Origin of the sequence: Streptosporangium sp. NBC_01469, assembly GCF_036227305.1 — a bacterium.
Lineage (GTDB): Bacteria > Actinomycetota > Actinomycetes > Streptosporangiales > Streptosporangiaceae > Streptosporangium.
This window is the reverse complement of the sequence record NZ_CP109465.1, coordinates 1,982,305-2,001,150: the sequence shown is the minus strand read 5'-3', so window position 1 is coordinate 2,001,150 and position 18,846 is coordinate 1,982,305. Positions and strand designations below refer to the sequence as shown.

15 protein-coding genes are annotated in these 18,846 nt (G+C 71.4%); 5 read left to right on the top strand and 10 right to left on the bottom strand.

The annotated features are described in order from the left end of the window. Positions 1 to 32 precede the first annotated feature (32 nt). Positions 33 to 662, top strand: a complete 630-nt coding sequence (locus OG587_RS09060) for a TetR/AcrR family transcriptional regulator (protein WP_329088643.1) — start codon at positions 33 to 35, stop codon at positions 660 to 662. A 123-nt stretch (positions 663 to 785) separates the two neighbouring features. Here OG587_RS09060 and OG587_RS09055 read toward each other — a convergent pair whose 3' ends face one another. Genes OG587_RS09055 through OG587_RS09045 form a run of 3 tightly spaced genes read right to left on the bottom strand, consistent with a single transcriptional unit; the run spans position 786 to position 3,963 of the window. Further along, positions 786 to 1,445, bottom strand: coding sequence for a response regulator transcription factor (locus OG587_RS09055; RefSeq protein WP_329088641.1), 660 nt, complete (start codon positions 1,443 to 1,445; stop codon positions 786 to 788). Next, entirely contained in the window at positions 1,442 to 2,527 is a 1,086-nt protein-coding gene (locus OG587_RS09050; protein ID WP_329088639.1) for a sensor histidine kinase, read from the bottom strand. The genes OG587_RS09055 and OG587_RS09050 overlap by 4 nt, the downstream gene beginning before the upstream one ends. Next, entirely contained in the window at positions 2,524 to 3,963 is a 1,440-nt protein-coding gene (locus tag OG587_RS09045) for a serine hydrolase domain-containing protein (RefSeq protein ID WP_329088638.1), read from the bottom strand. Before OG587_RS09045 ends, OG587_RS09050 begins: the two co-directional genes overlap by 4 nt. Positions 3,964 to 4,421: 458 nt before the next feature. Here OG587_RS09045 and OG587_RS09040 point away from each other — a divergent pair, with 458 nt between their 5' ends. Next, on the top strand, positions 4,422 to 6,833 hold the full coding sequence (locus tag OG587_RS09040; protein ID WP_329088636.1) for a GH1 family beta-glucosidase: 2,412 nt from the start codon (positions 4,422 to 4,424) through the stop codon (positions 6,831 to 6,833). 416 nt (positions 6,834 to 7,249) lie between these two features. Here the strand turns inward: OG587_RS09040 and OG587_RS09035 are convergent, their stop codons facing one another. Both OG587_RS09035 and OG587_RS09030 read right to left on the bottom strand, forming a co-directional pair. Continuing rightward, positions 7,250 to 7,786 carry a COG4315 family predicted lipoprotein gene (locus OG587_RS09035; protein WP_329088635.1) on the bottom strand — a complete coding sequence of 179 codons (537 nt, stop codon included), beginning with the start codon at positions 7,784 to 7,786 and terminating at the stop codon, positions 7,250 to 7,252. A gap of 317 nt (positions 7,787 to 8,103) precedes the next feature. Further along, positions 8,104 to 8,919, bottom strand: a complete 816-nt coding sequence (locus OG587_RS09030) for a winged helix-turn-helix transcriptional regulator (protein WP_329088633.1) — start codon at positions 8,917 to 8,919, stop codon at positions 8,104 to 8,106. A gap of 134 nt (positions 8,920 to 9,053) precedes the next feature. Between OG587_RS09030 and OG587_RS09025 the strand changes: the two genes are divergently transcribed. Next, positions 9,054 to 10,478 carry an MFS transporter gene (locus tag OG587_RS09025; protein WP_329088631.1) on the top strand — a complete coding sequence of 475 codons (1,425 nt, stop codon included), beginning with the start codon at positions 9,054 to 9,056 and terminating at the stop codon, positions 10,476 to 10,478. A 369-nt stretch (positions 10,479 to 10,847) separates the two neighbouring features. Here the strand turns inward: OG587_RS09025 and OG587_RS09020 are convergent, their stop codons facing one another. Next, the gene (locus OG587_RS09020; RefSeq protein ID WP_329088629.1) at positions 10,848 to 11,324 is read right to left on the bottom strand and encodes a hypothetical protein; all 477 of its coding nucleotides are present in this window, start codon (positions 11,322 to 11,324) and stop codon (positions 10,848 to 10,850) included. A 154-nt stretch (positions 11,325 to 11,478) separates the two neighbouring features. Further along, complete coding sequence (locus tag OG587_RS09015) at positions 11,479 to 12,006, bottom strand: GNAT family N-acetyltransferase (protein ID WP_329088627.1); 528 nt, start codon at positions 12,004 to 12,006, stop codon at positions 11,479 to 11,481. Between the two features lie 363 nt (positions 12,007 to 12,369). On the opposite strand from OG587_RS09015, the gene OG587_RS09010 reads away from it, so the two are divergent. Beyond that, positions 12,370 to 14,637 carry a DEAD/DEAH box helicase gene (locus tag OG587_RS09010; RefSeq protein WP_329088625.1) on the top strand — a complete coding sequence of 756 codons (2,268 nt, stop codon included), beginning with the start codon at positions 12,370 to 12,372 and terminating at the stop codon, positions 14,635 to 14,637. Between the two features lie 107 nt (positions 14,638 to 14,744). After that, positions 14,745 to 16,058: a preprotein translocase subunit SecY gene (gene secY / locus OG587_RS09005; RefSeq protein ID WP_329088623.1), complete on the top strand. Its 1,314-nt coding sequence runs from the start codon at positions 14,745 to 14,747 to the stop codon at positions 16,056 to 16,058. Here secY and OG587_RS09000 read toward each other — a convergent pair. From OG587_RS09000 to OG587_RS08990, 3 genes are all read right to left on the bottom strand, one after another. Beyond that, positions 16,033 to 16,698 carry a response regulator transcription factor gene (locus OG587_RS09000; protein WP_329088621.1) on the bottom strand — a complete coding sequence of 222 codons (666 nt, stop codon included), beginning with the start codon at positions 16,696 to 16,698 and terminating at the stop codon, positions 16,033 to 16,035. The genes secY and OG587_RS09000 overlap by 26 nt on opposite strands. Beyond that, entirely contained in the window at positions 16,695 to 18,056 is a 1,362-nt protein-coding gene (locus tag OG587_RS08995; RefSeq protein ID WP_329088620.1) for a sensor histidine kinase, read from the bottom strand. The genes OG587_RS09000 and OG587_RS08995 overlap by 4 nt, the downstream gene beginning before the upstream one ends. Before the next feature lie 138 nt (positions 18,057 to 18,194). Beyond that, entirely contained in the window at positions 18,195 to 18,779 is a 585-nt protein-coding gene (locus tag OG587_RS08990) for a TetR/AcrR family transcriptional regulator (RefSeq protein WP_329088618.1), read from the bottom strand. Positions 18,780 to 18,846 lie beyond the last annotated feature (67 nt).

Here is an 18,846-nt window from a genome sequence, read left to right as displayed (position 1 = left end):
TCTCCGCCCGCGCGGAGGACTTGAATCGAGTCATGATTCCCGCCGACGACCCACAGAGCCGAGCGGTCATCGACATCGCGACGCGGCTCTTCGCGGCGTTCGGTTACGACGGCACGTCACTCCAGGGGATAGCGGAGGCGGCCGGGGAGGACCTGGGCTGGGTGCAGCGGCGGTTCGGTGACAAACACGACCTCTACCTCGTCGTCATCGACCACGCCAGCCGGGCGGAACGGGCGGTCGTGGAGGACGCGCTCAGCGCGCTCCCCGCCGCCGATCCCCAGGGGGTCGCCGCCGCCATGTACGGACTCTCCGAGCGCTACCTGGAGTTCTGCCTCACCAGCCCGCAGATCCCCGCGCTGTGGATGCACCGCTGGCTCGGCGACGCCGCCGACATCCCCGACCTGGAGCGGATCTACTCGGTCCCCCTCATCAACTTCACCCGCGACGCGCTGCGCTCCGCCGCCAGGGCCGGACTGATCGACGACCAGGTGGACCTGGGCCTGATGATCCGTACGCTGATCTGGAGCGTGTACGGGTTCCTGCACGGCGAGACGATCGCCGAGGCGGACCGCTCCGTCTCCGCCGACCCGCAGGCGCGGCAACGCTTCCTGGCCCATCACCGCCAGCTGGTCGATCGCATGCTGAGACTTCCCGGCGCCTGAGAACGGCCGCCGAGAGATCCTCCCCGGCCCCGGAGAGCCCCCGAGAGCCCCCGAGAGCCCCCGAGAACGACGTGTCCGCCGATCTGTGCCGTCCCGGGAGACGGCGGGCGCGCCGGACGACGCTCAGGCGTCCCCCGGCACCAGCCCCGCCTCGTAGGCGATGATCGCCGCCTGGACGCGGTTGTTCAGGCCGAGCCGGAGCAGGATGGCGCTGACGTGGGATTTGACGGTGCCCTGCGAGAGGAACAGCTCGCGGCCGATGTCGTGGTTGGACATGCCCCGGCCAACGAGTGCCAGCACTTCGCGCTCCCGCGCGGTCAGCGACCTCACGTGCCCACGTGCCACCCCCGCCCTGGAGAGCCTGCCGCCGCTCAACTGCGTGATGACCTTCCGCGCGATCCTCGGCGACAGGTACGCCGCACCGTCGGCGACCGCGCGCACCCCGATGATCAGTTCGCGGGGGTCCGCGGCTTTCAGCAGGAAGCCACTGGCCCCCTCGTCGAGCGCCCTGGAGACGTACTCGTCCTCGTCGAACGTGGTCAGCATGACGACCGCGACCTCCGGCATCGTGACGCGCAGCTCGGCCGCGGCGGACAGGCCGTCGAGGCGGGGCATCCGGATGTCCAGCAGCGCGATGTCCGGCCGGTGCGCGCGCACCAGCTCGATCGCCTCGCGCCCGTCGGCGGCTTCGGCGACCACTTCGATGCCCTCGTCGGTGGCCAGGATCGCCTTCACCCCCGCTCGGATCATGGCCTCGTCGTCGGCCAGCACTATCCGGATCATCGGCTTTCCTCGTCTCCTCTCCTGCCGGGTGAGAACCCCTCCCGATCGGGCGGGAATCCTTCCCGATCGAGCGGGCCCCTCTCCTGGTCGAGCGGGAATCGCGCCGTCACGGTGAACCCGCCGTCATGGGGGCCGGCCTGCAGTGTGCCCCCGAGCAACCGCACTCGCTCGCGCAGACCCGCGATCCCGCTCCCGCCGCTCCCCAGCCCCGGCCTCGGCTCCGGCCCTGGCCCCAGCCCCGGCCCCGGCATGGCACGGACGGCGGAGTTGGACACGGTGACGGTGACCGTGTCGCGGGTCCGTTCGACGCGGACGAGCACGTCCGCGTCCGGGGCGTGACGGGCGGCGTTGGTCAGCGACTCCCGCACCACCCGGTGCGCGGCCCTGTCCACCAGCGGCGGCAGGGGCGCCCGCTCGCCGGCACGGTGGAGGACGACCGTCATTCCGGCACCACACGCGCGGTCCACCAGCGCCTCGATGGACTCGTCCGGCGGCTCGGTCGAAACGGCCCCGCTCTCGCGCAGCACCCCGAGGGTGTGGCGGAGCCGGTCGGTCGCGGTGACCGCGGAGGCTCGCAGCTGAGCCGCCGCCTCCCGGTTCCGCCGGGTCATATCGGCGGCCAGTTCCAGGGCTCCGGCGCGCAGGGCGATCAGCGCCAGTTCGTGGCCGAGCGAGTCGTGCATGTCCTCGGCGATACGGGCGCGCTCGCGAAGGGTGACGCGCTCGGCGATGAACTCCCGCTCCCGCCTGAGCCGGGCGACCCGCTCCCGGCCCGCCTCCAGCAGGTCGGCCTGCTGCCGCTGGAAACGACCCGCCAGCCACGGCAGCACCACGAAGAGGCCGAGAGCCGTCAGCGCGCCGGCCCCGGTCGCGAAGTCCGGCACGGCGTAGACGACCCCGGGCATCGCGAGAACGGTCAGGAGCAGCCAGCCTCGCCGTACGGGCAGGTGGCGTCCGTGCAGGTAGGCGGCCACGGCCAGTATCACGAAGAGAAGCTGCCGCCACAGCGGGATACTGTCGAGGTGCAACCCGCTGATCAGGGCGGATTCCGCGATCACCGCCAGTATCACGCCGTTCCTCACCTGGTCGACACTACCGATCGCAGCCTCGCCAGCCGCATCGCGGCGGTGGCGGCCCCCGCCGCGGCCACGACCGCGAAGGTGATCGTCATCGGTGCGGCGAAGTAGGTGAGTTGCTCCCAGGTGACCGTCCGGCCGTTCATGAGAAAGGAGATCAGCCACGGATACCCGGCGAACAGCGCGACCGGCAGCAGCACCGACGCCAACCGCAGCCCGATCCGCCGGCCGGGGCTCCCTGCCCTCCCGCTCGCCCAGCGGCGAGACCGCAGCACGCCGAGCGCCCCCAGGCCCGCCGCCGCCAGCGCGATCAGCCCCAGGACCAGCTCGAACGTCTGCCGACCGCCGCCCGGCACGTCGGGCGTGCCGCCCCGGCTCATCGCGACGAGGCCGGTGAGCACGTCGTAGGTGTCGTCGTGGAGGGCGGCACCGTTGGTCATGACCGCGAAGCCGTACCCCGTGTCCGGGGCGATCGCCTCCACGGCGGTGTAGGTGAACAGATTGCCCGAGTGCACGAGCAGCCTGGTGCCGCCCACGCTCTCCTCGCCCCAGCCCATGCCGTAGTCGCGCACCGTGGACGGCGTGTGCATGGTCCTCAGGCTCTCCGGCGTCACCAGTCGCTCCCCGCCGCCGGTCTGGTTGATCAGCCACCTGCCCATGTCGGCGGCGTTGGTGACGACGCCGCCGGCACCGCCGTCGCGGAAGCCGGGCAGCTCGGGGCGCGCCACCCAGGCGCCGTACACCGAGTTGAATCCCTCGGACGGCCTGACGACGCGGTCTCCGACGGCGCTGCCCGTCATGCCGAGCGGGCCGAAGACACGCTGCTCCATGTAGTCGCCGAAGCTCCGTCCGCCGGCGACCTCGACCAGCCTGGCGGCCACGTCGTAGTTGACGTTGCAGTACTCCCAACGTGTACCGGGGTCGGCTGCCAGCGTGCCGGTGCCCAGCGCGGACACGTAGCCGGCGAGCGACGTGGCCGCCTGCGTCGCGCCGATGTCGACGGTGGTGTCGGACAGGCCCGAGGTCTGGTTGAGCAGTTGCCGCACGGTGATCCCGGCGGCGCGCCGATCGGCCATGCGAAACTCCGGCAGTTGCCTGGCGACCGGCTCGTCCAGCGAGATCCTGCCGTCGTCGACCAGCGTCATGACCGCCATGGCGGTGAACGACTTGCTGACCGAGGCGACACGCATCGGGGTCCTCGCGGTGACCGGTTCGCCGTCCGACTCGCGCCCGTATCCACCGGCGTGCACGATCTCGCCCCGGTGGGTCACGACGACGGACATCCCCGGCAGTCCGGTGGACTCCATGGTCTTGTCGAGGTAGGCGTCGACGGCGGCCGAGGTCAGCCCGGTGGCGGGTGGCGCGGCCCACGCGGCATGAGTCGCGGCGAGGGCCGAGACCAGGCCGACCGCCGCCGCCAGGGAGGTGAGCTTGTGTTTCATGGGAAGAACCTAGAAAGCCCCGGCCCCGGAAAGATCCGACGACCGGCCACCACCACCCCCGACCAAAGTCTGATTTCCGGCCGGCGACAGGCAGCGGCCCGACGTCCCGCCGAAAACTCGCGGAGTCGCCCGGCTCTTCCAAGGCGTGCTCGCCGGCCCCGCACTCACGTCCGGCGCCGACCTGCCCTTCACGTCACCCACTCACCGGCGTGGTGGAGGGCGACCGGTTCCCCGCCCCCTTCGCCGTCCCCGCTGTCGGTGGCATCGGCTACTCTGTCGCCGATCATGAACGCGAGTGAGGTGGGAGCGCGCCCACGCGTTTGGGAAACCCTCTCGACGCCAGGCCACGACCATGCTCATGATGTCGGTAGGACGCTTTCACCGACCGGGACGACGGCGACCCCGCCACCGCCCCGCGCGTCCCGGCAGTCGCGAGAACCAACGGGGGTTTTCGAAGGATGACCGCAACGACCATCTCGGCCAAGGGCGAGACCCTGGCCTTCCCCCCGGACTTCGTCTGGGGGGCGGCCACCGCCGCGTACCAGATCGAGGGCGCCGCGCGAGACGGGGGGCGTGGCCCGTCGATCTGGGACACGTTCTCCCACACGCCGGGAAGGACCGCCGACGGCCACACCGGCGACGTGGCCTGCGACCACTACCACCGCTACGCCGACGACGTCCGGATGATGGCGGAGCTGGGCCTCGGGGCCTACCGGTTCTCGGTGGCGTGGCCCAGGATCCAGCCGTCGGGCTCCGGGCCCGCCGTCGCCGCCGGGCTCGGCTTCTACGACCGGCTGGTGGACGAGTTGCTCGCGGCAGACATCACGCCCTACGTGACGCTCTACCACTGGGACCTCCCCCAGGCGCTGGAGGACCGGGGCGGGTGGACCAACCGCGACACGGCGTACCGCTTCGCCGACTTCACGCGCATCGTGCACGACCGGCTCGGCGACCGCGTCGGGACGTGGATGACGATCAACGAGCCGTGGGTGTCCGCGGTGCTGGGGTACGGCATCGGCATCCACGCGCCGGGCCGCGCGTCGGCGGCGGAGGCCTTCCGCGCCTCCCACCACCTCCTGCTGGCCCACGGGCTGGGCGCCCGGGTGCTGCGCGACGCGGGCGCGAGCGAGATCGCCCTCACCCTGAACCTCACGCCGGTGATGACGCCCGGCCAGGTGAGCGACCCCGACCTCGTCCCGTCCGCCGAGGACTCCGAGGCGGTGAACCGGATCGACTGCCTCATCAACCGGCAGTTCCTCGACCCCGCCCTGCGCGGGAAGTATCCCGACCCGGTGCTCGCCATCATGGAGCGCATGGGCGGGATCGACCACATCCGCGACGGCGACCTCGAAACGATCAACCAGCCCGTCGACCTGCTCGGGATCAACTACTACACCCCCTGCGTCGTACGGTCCGAGCCGGGCGAGCCGGCCAACGCCGCCTATCCCGGCAGCGAGGACATCCTGTTCAGCGGCACCCACGCCCCGACGACGGCGATGGGCTGGGCGATCGTGCCGACCGGGCTCTCCCAGCTGCTCACGCGGCTCTCGTGTGACTACCCCGAGGTCGGCCTGCTCGTCACCGAGAACGGCGCCGCGTTCGACGACGTGGTGGCGGGCGACCGCGTGCACGACGCCGACAGGACCGCCTTCTTCGAGAGCCACCTGAGGGCCGCGCACGCCGCGATCGAGACCGGTGCCGACCTGCGCGGCTTCCTGGTCTGGTCGCTGCTGGACAACTTCGAGTGGGCCGAGGGCTACAACAAGCGCTTCGGGATCGTGCACGTCGACTTCGAGACGCAGCGGCGGCTGCCCAAGGACAGCGCGCTGTGGTACCGCGAGGTGATCCGGCACAACGGGCTGCACCGCGAGCGCGCCAGACGCCCCACCCTGGAGGCGGTCGCCGCCCGCGCGGGCGTGTCGAGGTCGACCGTCTCCCGGGTGATCAACGGTGAGGGCACGGTCAGCGACGAGTTCCGCGCCATCGTCATGCACGCCGTCAACGAGCTGGGCTACGTCCCCAACTCGGCGGCCCGCAGCCTGGTGACCCGGCGCACCGACTCGATCGCGCTGGTCGTCTCCGGCTCCTCAACCGAGGCCCGCGCCGACGACCCGCTGTTCTCGGCGACCGTCCGCTCGGCCACCCGGGAGCTGGAGGAGTCTGGCAAGCGCGTCACCCTCATGCTCGCCGACTCGGCGGCCGGACGGCTCCGGGTGGAGCAGTACGCCGCCTCGGGACACGTCGACGGGGTGGTGCTCGTGTCGGCGCACGGCACCGACCCGCTGCCCGCCGCGCTGGCCCGTACGGGCATCCCCGTCGTGTCGCTGGGCAGGCCCGCGGTGGCGACGCAGACCCCGTACGCCGACATCGACAACGTGGGCGGCGCCTCCTTGGCGGTCAGGCACCTGCTCGCCCGGGGACGGCGGCGGATCGCCGCGATCTCCGGGCCCCCGGACGCGGTCACCGCGCAGGAACGGCTCAGGGGATACCGCGAGGCCCTGCGTGACACCGGGCACCGGTCGATCATCGCCGTCGGCGACCTCACCCTCGCCTCGGGCGCGGACGCGATGCGCCAGCTCCTGCACGACGACCCGGCGCTCGACGCGGTCTTCGCGGCGGGCGACCTGATGGCGATCGGCGCCCTGCGAGTGCTGAGCGAGTCGGGGCGACGGGTGCCCGACGACGTCGCGATCGCGGGGTTCGACGACATCGAGGCCGCCTCCTACGCCGTGCCCGCGCTCACCACGGTACGCGCGCCCAGGGAGGATCAGGCACGGGCGGCGGTGCGCCTGCTTCTCCGCCAGATCGACGGCGGTCCCGTGTCGTCGACGATCCTGCCCACGGAGCTGGTCATCCGGGAGTCCACCTGACGCGTTGACCGCGAGCCGTGCCCGGCGAGGCCGCACCCGGGCCGCCGGACGCGCGGCGGTTCGCGGACCGGAGCGGCTGAGGGCCGTGGGCCGAAGCGGCGGGGCACGACGGTTTGCGGGCCGGAGCGGCGGAAGGCCGTGGGCCGAAGCGGCGGGGTCGCGGAGGGACGGAGGGTCATGGGGCGCGGGCGAGCACCGTCCGGGGTGGTCTCGGTCCGCGGACCGAGACCACCCCGGGTGGAATCCGGTGCCCGTGGGTGGCGACGCGCACGCCGCCTCCGACTCGCACTTCCGGGTTCACAGGCCCCGAGGTCCCGGGTTCACAGGTCCCGAGGTCCCAGGTCCCGAGGTCCCAGGTCCCGCGTTCCCAGGTCCCGGGTTCACGAGCGGGCCGCTCGCGTCCCTCCCGGATCGGCTCAGTCGCGCGCCCTCTTCCCGTTGGCGCCGACCGCGTACCACTTGGCGCCGAAGCCCTCGACGTCATGCCCCTTGATATCGCCCGGCTCGGTGTCCGTGGCGAAGTAGTACAGGGGATGGCCGTTGTAGGTCACCTGCGTCGTGCCGTCGTCTCGCTCGGTGGTGTCGAGCAGGTCGGCCTTGACCCCCTCGCCCGCCTCCGGCTTCCCGTCCGTGATGTACGGCGGCCACGCCTGCGCGCAGGCGTCGGAACACGACGACTTCCCGTCCTTGTCCTTCTTGAAGAGGTAGAGCGTGTGCTCCTCCTCTCCGACCAGAACCTTTCCGATCTTCGTCTCACCCAGGTCGACCTTGGCTCTGGTCGCAGGCGAGGACGAGGTAGGGGATTCTGGCGAGGTGGGGGTTTCTGGCGAGGTGGGCGACGCTTTGACCTGGTCCGCGACCATCGGTTCGGTCGTGCCCCCGTCGTCGGCGCCGCCGCATCCGGCTGTGAGCACGCCGAGCGCGAGCACACCGGCATGAAGCAACTTCCTCATCTCCGACCCTCCAGGTAAGCAGTGCCATTACTGCTGGACAGCAGACACGCTGCGGCACCGGTTGGGGAGCACGACACGGATCCCTTGGCCATGCCTTTGCCCGTCCTTGCGAAACCCGTCTCACGACCGTCCGTGAGCCTGGGGTTGGGAGTCGGGGGCCAGGGTCGCGGGTCACGTCGGGATCGGGCCGGGGGCGAAAACCGGGCCGGTCGGGCCAGGGGCAAGGACCACGCCGGGAGGAGCGGGGCAGGTTGGTCAGCGATCCGGAGGGCGGCGCCGAGGGTCGTGTCCCTTCCGGGAGAAGGAGCAGGAGCGGATCAGCCGGAGGTCCGGAGGGTGGCGCGGGAGCGGCGGCGGTGTGCCTTCTGGCGGCACGCCGTGCCGCAGAACCGGGCGGGGCGGCCCGTACGCGCGGCACGGATCGGGTCGCCGCACACCTCGCACCGCGAGAGGTCCGCGCCGGGACGGCTCTCCTCACGCGACGACGCCGCGACCCGGGTTCCGTTACGTAGCGGCACCGAAGGTTGAGTTTCGTTACGTAGTGGTGACGCGAGCGGAGTTTCGTGACCGCGAATCGCCGCCGCCTCGCGTTCCGTGACGCCGCGTGCCGCCGCCCGCGCGCCGTCCCTCGTCACGGCGCCGGACCCGGCCGCCGCCCGCGCGATGCCGTACCCGCCCCTCGCCGAAGGGGCGATCCCCTTCGCGGCCGGCGCGGTCTCCGCACGGGCGTCGTAGCCCACGCGGGCGGCGGCGATCTCGTTCTGGTGCCGCTCCGTCCAGGTGACGAGTGACTGGATGGTGTCGTGCAGGGTCACGCCGAGGGGGGTGAGCTCGTAGTCCACCCGGGGCGGCACGACGGGGTGCACAGTGCGGCGCACCAGGCCGTCCCGCTCCAGATGGCGCAGGGTGACGGTGAGCATGCGCTGGCTGACGCCGTCGATCTCGCGGCTCAGCTCGGTGAAGCGGAGGGTACGGCTGTCGAGGAGCGCGATGACGAGCAGGGACCACTTGTCCGCGACCCGGTCGAGGATCTGGCGGACCTCACAGTCCTCCCGGGTGTCCCACTGACGGGCGTCGTAGGCGTCGTCGGTATCAGGGCAGCAACTCGGTGACTTCGAAGTGCCTTCTTCCATGGTCATCGATGGTGCCGCATGATGCGACTACTTACAAGAGGGAACCGTAACGGCGCGCAAGAACCGGCCGCGGTTCCTGCCTCTCTCCAAGGAGTCGTCTCGTGTCCACACCACTGTCCCCACCATCGGATCGCATGAGCGGGCGCGCCTGGGGTGTGCTGCTCGTGCTGTGCGGTGCGATCTTCCTGGAGGGGATCGACGTGGCGATGCTGAACGTGGCCCTGCCGTCGATCCGCTCCGACCTGGACCTGAGCACGGGCGCGCTGAGCTGGGTGATGAGTTCGTACGTGCTCGGCTACGGCGGTTTCATGCTGCTGGGCGGGCGGGCCGCCGACCTGCTCGGCCGACGGCGGATGTTCCTGCTGTGGCTCGGCGTGTTCATCGTCTTCTCGGGTCTGGGCGGGTTCGCGACCGAGGGATGGATCCTCGTCGTCGCCCGTTTCGTGACAGGGGTGGCCGCCGCGTTCATGGCACCCGCCGGTCTGTCCATCATCACGACGAACTTCGCCGAGGGCCCGCAGCGCAACAAGGCCCTCCTGGTCTACGCGGGTACGGCGGCGGCCGGTTTCTCCCTCGGCCTCGTCGTCGGCGGCCTGCTGTCCGAGATCAGCTGGCGGTGGGTGTTCTTCGCCCCGGTGATCATGGCCTCCGCGATCCTCGTCGCCGCACTCCTCCTCATTCCGAGGGGCGACGATTCGCCCCCTCAGGCGCGGGGGGGCTTCGACCTGGCCGGAGCGATCACCGTGACCGGGGCGATGATGGTGCTGGTGTTCGCGGTCGTCCGGCTGGAGGACCCCGCCGCGGGATGGGTCTGGACGGCCGGAGCTCTCGCCGTCGGGATCGTGCTGCTCGCCGTCTTCGCGGCGATCGAGCGGCGGTCGGCCTCGCCGTTGGTGCGCCTGGGCATCCTCCGCTCAGGCCCGCTGGTGCGCGCCAACCTCGGCGCGCTGCTGTTCGCGGGCTCCTTCTTCGGGTTCCAGTTCCTCGTCGTGCTCTACCTGCAGGAACTGCGCGGCTGGTCGTCGTTGCAGGCGGCCCTGGCCCTGCTGGTGGTCGGCATCGACGCCATCCTGGCGCCGACCCTCACCCCGCGCCTGGTGAACCGCTTCGGCAACGTCCGGGTGATCCTCGGTGGGTTGTGCCTCGCCGCCGTGGCCTACGCGCTGTTCCTGCCGATCGGCCTCGACTGGACGTACGCGGCGATGTTCCCGACCATGATCATTCTTGGGCTCGCCTTCTCCCTGACGTACGGGCCGCTCACCATCGCCGCGACCGACGGCGTGGCCGAGGAGGAGCAGGGACTCGCCGGTGGCCTGCTGTACACCTCGTTCCAGTTCGGCGCGGCGCTCGGCCTGTCGGCGGTGACCGCCGTGAACGTCGCCGCCACCGGGGCCGGTGGCTCTCTCCTCACCGAACTCGACGGCTTCCGCACGGCCCTGGTGATCCCGGTCGCGATGGCCGTCGTCGGGGCGGCCGTCATCGCGTTCGGCCTGCGGGGGCGCGGCGGGGCCGGCGCGGGACTCCACCGGGAGACTCCGGTGGCCGCCGAGTCGCGGTAGGTCCGATCGCGACGGGACCCGATCGCGGGTAGGCCTGGCGCGGCACCCGCCGAACGCGACGGGACCCGATCGCGGTAAGCCCGGCGCGGCACCCGCCGAACGCGACGACGCCGACAGGATCACGGCGAGAACGCGCGACGCGCTGGGCGAGAACGACTTCGCGTCCCGGTTCGAACGCGGCGGCGACCTGACACCCGACGAGGCCGGATCTCTCGCCGACCGGACGACCGCGCCCTGACACGGCCCGCTGCTCGGGCGGGCCGATGTCAGTGATCGCGCGGAGTGGGCAGGGTGGTTCGGAAGGCGTCGCCCTGAGTGATGAGGTGGGACGGTTCGGAAGGCGTCGCCCGAGTGATGGAGCGAGATGGGTCAGAAGGCGTCGCCCCAGCGACCGCAGTCGTCGAACTTGTCGGTGCCCTCGCAGACGCGGATCTTGAAGTCGTCGAAGCCGTCGCTCTTCTTGAAGCCGCCGAAGTGGTCGATGTCGCCGTGGCCGAAGGTCTTGAACACCTTGGTGTGCGAGCCGAAGCGGTCGTGCCACTTGAACCACACGTAGCTGTAGGAGCGGTCGCGGTCACGGTCGAACAGGTCGCCGTAGAACCAGTAGCGGCCGTTGTCCTTGGTCCAGTAGCCCTTGAAGTAGGAGCGGTGGCCGAAGTCCTCGCCGCGGCCGAAACCGGAGTAGTAGGGGCCGAAGAAGTGCTTGCTGGAGGTCTGCGCCTGCTGCGTGGCGGCGGCCGAGGCGGTACCGGCGGTGGAGGCGGAGGCGGCGGGGGCCGCGGCCACACCGGCCAGCAGGGAGGCGGCCAGGGCCGCTCCGGCGAGAAGGGTGCGCGTCGTGCTCATCGTCATGCTCCTGTGCGGTGGTGTGGGGGTGTTGCCGTTCGGACACCACGGACACTAGAAACAGTCGACACTTCCTTCTGCGGAGGAATACACATTCACCGTCGAAGGTGCACTATTACGGATTCGCACCCCGGCCTCACCCGAGCAGACCGTCTCACGTCTCCGCGGTGAGGTCCACGCGCCAGTCGTTGCACCGTATGGCGTTTCCCGGCGGGTATTCGGAGTCGCACTCGGCGACGAACTGGAACCCGGCCTTCCGGCAGATCGCGTTCGACGCGGGGTTGTCGACGGAGGGATACGCGTGAACGTACCGGTGCGTCCGCTCCGCCCTGGCCCTGGCGACGACGGCCAGGGCCGCCGCGGCCGCTATGCCCCTGCCCTGGAACTCCGGTAGAACGCCCCAGCCGGTCTCGTACACGGTCTCGTCGTGCCAGACGCGTTCCCAGTATCCGATACTGCCGACCCGCTGGAGATCGGCGAGCAGGACGATGCTGAACATGCGGCCGGTCCCCTTCCCGACGATGTCGACATACCGTCTGTGACGTTCGAGGAGTTTCTCCTCGGTCTCCGGGCCTCCCAGGTGTTCGGTCATCTCCGGCGCGTTGATCCGACGCAGCAGGTCGAAGTCGGTCTCCGCCCACGGATCGAGCCGTACCAGCGGCGCGTTTCCTCGCTCCGGCATCTCTCTCACTTCACTTTCGGCCGTTCGCGTTCAGAGGCATGCGGATTCTGCCAGGCACCACCGACAATCGGCCCCGGCCCGTGCTCGGCGGGCGGTGGGACCGGGGCTCCCGCACCCGTGGGTCCGTACGCGCCCGCCGCCGGAAGGGGGACCCGCGGGCACCGGGCCGACCGGCCTGCCCATCGGGTTCTCCCCGACACCCATGAACGGCTCGTCACCGGGCAAAGGGCTGTGACGCCGTGTCCGGCCTGGCCGGTCGTTGACAATCGACCGGGCGGTTGGCAACGGTGAACTACTGCGATCGGCCGGGCGGCCGACGACGGTGAACCAGCGCGATCGGGCCGTGACGGGAGGGACGAGAGCTTGGGCGAAGTCGGGCGGGAGGGCGCCGCACCCACACCCAGGCAGGTCAGGACCCTCTTCCTGAGGGCGGGTCGCCTCCTGTCCCACGCGCGCACGCTGCTCGCCGATGACGCGCGGGCGCGCGCCGACGCCCAGCGGGCGCTGTCCTCCATGCGCACGCGCCTGGCACGCGAGGAACTGGGGTCGATTCCCCTGGCGCGCCTGAAGGACGTCACCGTGGGGCGGCTGCGCCTCAGGCCCTTCGAACAGGCCGGCTACCAGACGATCTTGGACATCCTGGACACCACGCCGTACGCGCTCCAGCTGCTCCCCGGGGTCGGATCGTGGAACGCGAGACAGGCACACGCCGCCGCCGGGCAGATCGCCAAGGCGGTGGAGGAGACGGTGGCGCTGCGGATCGACGTCGACCGGCAGGACGACGAGACCACGGCCCTGCTGATCGCGCTGAACCGGCTGGTGAACGCCGGCCCCGACCTGCCGCGCGCGGGCGGCGCCGCGCGGAGGATCGAGGAGAGGCTGGCCTCGCTCCTGCCCGCCGCGCAACCGGCTCGCGGGTGGTTGCGGATGCTCCTCGCGGGCCGGGGAGGCCGTCACCGCGCGCAGGAGGCCGTCGCGCGGATCGGGGACGTGATCGCGGAGGCGAACGCGTCCGACACGGCACTGCTTTTCAGCCAGGCCTCCGTGGATCTGCTGCGCCCGCCGGTGTCCGGCATCGAGGCGTGGGTCGACTTCGAACTCCGCGCGTCCGAGTACTACAACCTGCTCGCCGAGATCGCGGCCACGGAACCCGACCGTGTCGCCTCCGAGGGGTTCCTGCCCGACGACATCTCCGCGCGGGTCAAGGCCCAGGATCTCGACGACACCCACCGCAGGGTCTCCCTGCGCGGCTACCAGTCGTTCGGCGCCCGCTTCGCCCTCGCCCAGCGCCGGGTGGTCCTGGGGGACGAGATGGGCCTGGGCAAGACCATCGAGGCCATCGCCGCCCTGGCGCACCTCAGGGCGCGGGGTGAGAGCCACTTCCTGGTGGCCTGCCCGGCCAGCGTCCTGATCAACTGGGTACGCGAGGTCGAGACCCGCAGCACGCTCAGGGCCTACTCCCTGCGCGGTACCGACCGGGTCGCGGCCCTGGCGGAGTGGGTCCGCACCGGCGGTGTCGCCGTGACCACCATCGACACCCTGCACCGGCTGGAGATCCCCGGTGACGTGGCGCTCGGGATGCTCGTGGTCGACGAGGCCCACTACGTGAAGAACCCCGCCGCCCGGCGGTCGCAGGCCGTCGCCCGGTGGTGCGGCCGTACCGACCGGGTGCTGTTCATGACCGGCACCCCGATGGAGAACCGCGTCGAGGAGTTCCGCAACCTGATCGGTTACCTCAGGCCGGATCTGATCCCCGGCCTCCGGAACGGCGACGCGGCGGCGGGGGCCGCCGGGGTGGCGGGGGCGGCGGGGGCCGCGGGGGCGGCGGGGGCACAGTCCTTCCGCAGGGCGGTGGCGCCGGTGTACCTGCGCCGCAACCAGGAGGACGTGCTCACCGAGCTGCCCGACCTCGTCCACGTGGACGAGTGGGAGGAGTTCAGCCCCGCGGATCTCGCCGCCTACCGGAAGGCCGTGTCCGGCGGGAACTTCATGGCGATGCGCCGCGCCGCCTACGCCGTGCCGGAGACGTCGACCAAACTCCAGCGGCTGCTGGAACTCGTCGACGAGGCGGCGGGCAACGATCTCAAGGTCGTGGTCTTCTCCTACTTCCGCGACGTCGTGACCGCCGTTCACGAAGCCCTCGGCGGCCCCGGTACCTCGGAGTCCGCCGGTGACCCCGGCGGCCGGGTCCACGGGCCGATCTCGGGCGACCTCGGCGCCGCCCGACGCCAGCAGGTCATCGACGAGTTCACGGCGGCCCCCGGCCATGCCGTGCTGCTCAGCCAGATCCAGGCCGGCGGGATCGGCGTCAACCTGCAGGCCGCCTCCGTAGTGATCATCTGCGAGCCCCAGGTCAAGCCGACCACGGAGAGCCAGGCCGTGGCCCGCGCCCACCGCATGGGACAGGTCCGCAAGGTCCAGGTGCACCGCATCCTGACGGCCGACAGCGTCGACCAGCGCATGCTCGACATCCTCCGTGGCAAGGCCGGGCTCTTCGACACCTACGCCCGCCGCAGCGACCTGGCCGAGTCCACCCCCGACGCGATCGACATCTCCGAACAGGCACTGGCCCGCCAGATCGTCGAGGAGGAACAGCGGCGCCTCGCGACGTCACGGCCACCGCGCGCCTGAGAGAGATCGCGGATCCGGTCGGGGAGCCGGGAAGTACGCGGATTCGCGTACGGCGAAGCCTCGGATGAGCGGATGTCCCGCCGCGCCCGCGCGCCCAGACTCTGCGCATGCCCACCATGCTCGTCCGTGCCTTCCGCGTGCCCGACCTCCGCGGGAAACTGCTCTTCACGCTGGCGATGATCGCGCTGTTCAGGTTCGGGCAGATGCTGCCCGCGCCCGGCGTGAACGTGGTCGCGGTGCGGGAGTGCCTGAACGGGACCCGTGGCGGGTTCATCGACATGTTGCAGCTGTTCAGCGGCGGGGCGATGCTGAAACTGTCGGTGTTCGCCCTCGGGATCATGCCGTACATCACCGCCGGGATCCTGGTCCAGCTGCTCACCGTGACGGTCCCGCGCCTGGAGGCGCTCAGGAAAGAGGGGCGGCAGGGACAGGCGAAGATCACGCAGTACACGAGGTACCTGACGGTGGCGCTGGCCGTGCTCAACGCCACCACCGTCGTGTCGATGGCCCGCTCGGGCCAGATCTTCCCCAACTGCGACCGGCAGGTGCTGCACGACCGGAGCCCGATGACGATCGCGGTGATCGTGGTCACCCTGGTGGCCGGAACGTGCGTGATCATGTGGCTGGGCGAGCTGATCACCGATCGGGGGATCGGGAACGGCATGTCCATCCTGATCTTCACGCAGGTGATCGCCGTGTTCCCCTCCTACATGTCCAACATCTTCCTGCTCAGCCCGTTCGCCCTGGCGACCATGCTGGTCTCGGGCGTCTTCCTGGTGGCGGCGGTGGTGTTCATGGAGCAGGCTCAGCGACGGATCCCGGTGCAGTACGCCAAGCGGATGGTCGGGCGCAGGATGTACGGCGGAACCTCGACCTACCTCCCCCTGAAGGTCAACCAGGCCGGGATCGTCCCCGTCATCTTCACCTCGTCCCTGCTCTTCCTGCCGCAGCTGGCGATGCAGCTGCTGGGCGGCACCGGACCGGTCTCGGCGTGGATCGCGCGCTATCTCGTCTCCGGCGACCATCCGGTCTACATCACGGCGTACCTCCTGCTGATCGTGGCCTTCACCTACTTCTACGTGTCCATCACCTTCAACCCGGAGGAGGTGGCCGACAACATGAGGCGGTTCAACGGGTTCGTACCGGGCATCCGGCCGGGACGCCCCACCGCGGAGTATCTGCGGTTCGTGCTCTCGCGGCTGACCGCACCGGGAGCGGCCTACCTCGCCACGCTGTCGCTGATCCCGATCATCGCGTTCATGGTGCTGCGCGACCCGGCGACCCAGCAGAACTTCCCGTTCGGCGGGACGACCGTCCTCATCATGGTCGGGGTGGGGCTGGACACGGTGAAGCAGATCGAGGCGCAGCTGGACCAGCGTGACTACCGGGGCTTCCTCAGGGGATCGTCATCCCGGACCTGAGCGCGAAGACGACCAGCTGGGCACGGTCGCGGGCGTGCAGCTTGACCATGGCCCGGCTGACGTGGGTGCGGACCGTGTCGGGGCTGATGACCAGCTCCGCGGCGATCTCGTCGTTCGACCGGCCGGTGGCCACCCAGGCGACCATCTCCCGTTCCCTGGGGGTGAGGGTGTCGAGGCCCTCCACCGGGGTGACGTCGTGGCGGCCGAACAGCCCGATCACCTTCCTGGTGACGGACGGGGAGAGCAGGGCCTCCCCCGAGGCGACGACCCTGATCGCGCGGGTGAGCTCCTCGGGGGCGCTGTCCTTGAGGACGAACCCGCTGGCCCCGGCCTGCAGGGCGGCGAAGACGTACCGGTCGACCTCGAAGGTGGTGACGACGACCACCCGCGTGGTGTTGAGCGCGGGATCGGCGGCGATGGCCCGCAGCGTGTCGATACCGTCCATGCCTGGCATGCGGATGTCGAGCAGCAGGACGTCGGGACGGGTCTCGCCCAGCAGCCGCAGCGCCGCGGCGCCGTCGGCGGCCTCACCGGCGAACTCCAGGTCGGGCTCGCGGTCGATGAGCGCCCTCAGCCCCATGCGGACGACGGCCTGGTCATCGGCGAGCGCCACACGGATCGGGCCCCCCGGAGACGTCACGCGGTCTCCCGGGGCACGGCCCCACCCGGCTTCACGTGGCGTACGGGGAAGGCCTCACCCGGCGTCGCCCGGGGGGTGACTTCGTCCGGCGTCCGGGATTTGCCCGGCGTCCAGGATTCGCCCGGCGTCCAGGATTCGCCCGGCGTCCAGGGTTCGCCCGGCACCCGCGGAAGGACGTCGCCCCGCGTCCGGGAGAAGGCCTCACCTGGCACCCGGGGGAAGCGGGCCACGACGCGGAACCCGCCGCCCTCGCGGGGGCCCGCGCCGAAGGCGCCACCGGCCTCCGCCACCCGGACCCGCATCCCGGCCAGCCCCCGGCCCTCGGCGGCCGTTCCCGAGGAACCGCTCCCCCTGTCGGCGACCTCCAGGACGAACGCGCGAGGGTCGCCGGTGACGCGGACCAGTGCCCTGGTCGGACCGGCGTGGCGCAGGACGTTGGTCAGCGACTCGCGTACGACGCGGTAGACGACGCCTTCGAGGTGCGCGGGAACGTCCGGCGCGGCAGGCTCGACGTCGACGGGCAGCCCCGCCGCGCGCACCCCGTCGACCAACCGGAGCAGGTCGTGGTCGGCGGAGGTCTCGGGGTCGATGAGGTCGAGCGCGGAGCGGAGCTGGTCGAGCGCCCGCACACTGGTCGAGCGGATCGCCTCCAGCGACTCGCGGACCTGGTCGGGCCGCTCGTCGAACATGAGCAGGGCGACCCCGGCCTGCATGGCGATGGTCGCGAGGCCGTGCCCCGCGACGTCGTGAACCTCTCCCGCGATACGCGCCCGCTCCAGGGCGATCAGCTCCCGCACCGCCTCACCGGCCGGTTCGGACGGTCTCGCGGCCTCCGCGCCGGTCGCCGCGGTCCCCACACCCGCCGTCACGGTTCCCGCGCTTGTCGTGGCGGTCCCCGCACCGGTCGCGGCGGTCCCCGCGCCCGTCGTCACGGTTCCCGCGCCCGTCGCGGCGGCCCCCACACCCGTCGCGACATCCGCGCCCGTCACCGTCGCCGACGGTCTCACCGGCTTAACGAGCAGCGCCGGACGGGCCGGCACCGCGCTCAGGCTCCAGCTCGCCGGGACGTCCGTACCGGGCGACACCCTGCCGCTCGAAGGCGCCGCGCCGAGAGCCCGACCGGCCGGGACACCGGCGCCCGGCGACTCGGCCGCGCCCGCGTCACGGTCCTGGGGCTGGGTGGTCGTACTGCGGGCCTGGACGAGACCGCTGGACGGCCACGGGATGGCCAGCCAGCCCACCCACGCCAGCATGAGGATGACCGGCAGGTCACGCAGGCGTCCCAGGCGGGAAAGCGCCATCGCGGCCGCCGCGATGGAGTCACGCGGACGGCCGTCCGGATGCGTGGGCTCGGTCACCGTCCTCCATCAGAACAGACTCGTACGCACCGATCTTAGCCAGTACGTGACGGTCCCGTCCGAGCTCGGAAACCCCGGAGAACCACGGAGAACCACGGGAACCCCGGAAACCTCGGACGTGAGGAGCGGCCCGGTCGCCTACCGGTGGTCGCGCAGGGACTCCAGGATGCGCGACAGCGCCTCGGTGACGGCGGGGAGGTCGTCGGGATCCGTCGAGCGGGCCAGCCACAGGGCCGCCTCGTTCATCGCGCCGGACAGGAGGTGGGCCAGCGGCTCCACGGGCTGGCGGGCGACGACCCCCGCCTCGATCAGCGTGCCGAGCGCCTCGGCGAGGTGCCGCGCCGAGGACGCCTCGTCCATGGCCCGCCACTCGTTCCAGCCGACCACCGCGGGGCCGTCGATGAGCATGATCCGCTGCACGTCGGGGTCGCGGCTCACCGCGAGGAAGGCCCGGCATCCCGCGACCAGTTGCTCCCAGGGGTCGTCGTACGCGTCCGCCGCCGCGGCGACCCGCTCGCCGACCTCCTGCTGCACCTGCTCGACGACCACGTGGAAGAGGGCGGCCTTGCTCTCGAAGTGGTGGTAGAGCGCGCCCTTCGTGACGGCCGCGGCCCCGACGATCTGCGCCAGGCTCACCGCGGCGTACCCGTGCCGCGCGAACAGTGTCCTGGCCTCGGTCACCAGCGCCCGCCTGGTCTCCAGCCGTTGCCGTGCCCGGTTCACCGCGGCCTCCCTTTGTTGGCGTACCGATGGTATGTTAGCTTCACATACCGACGGTATGTGAATTCGC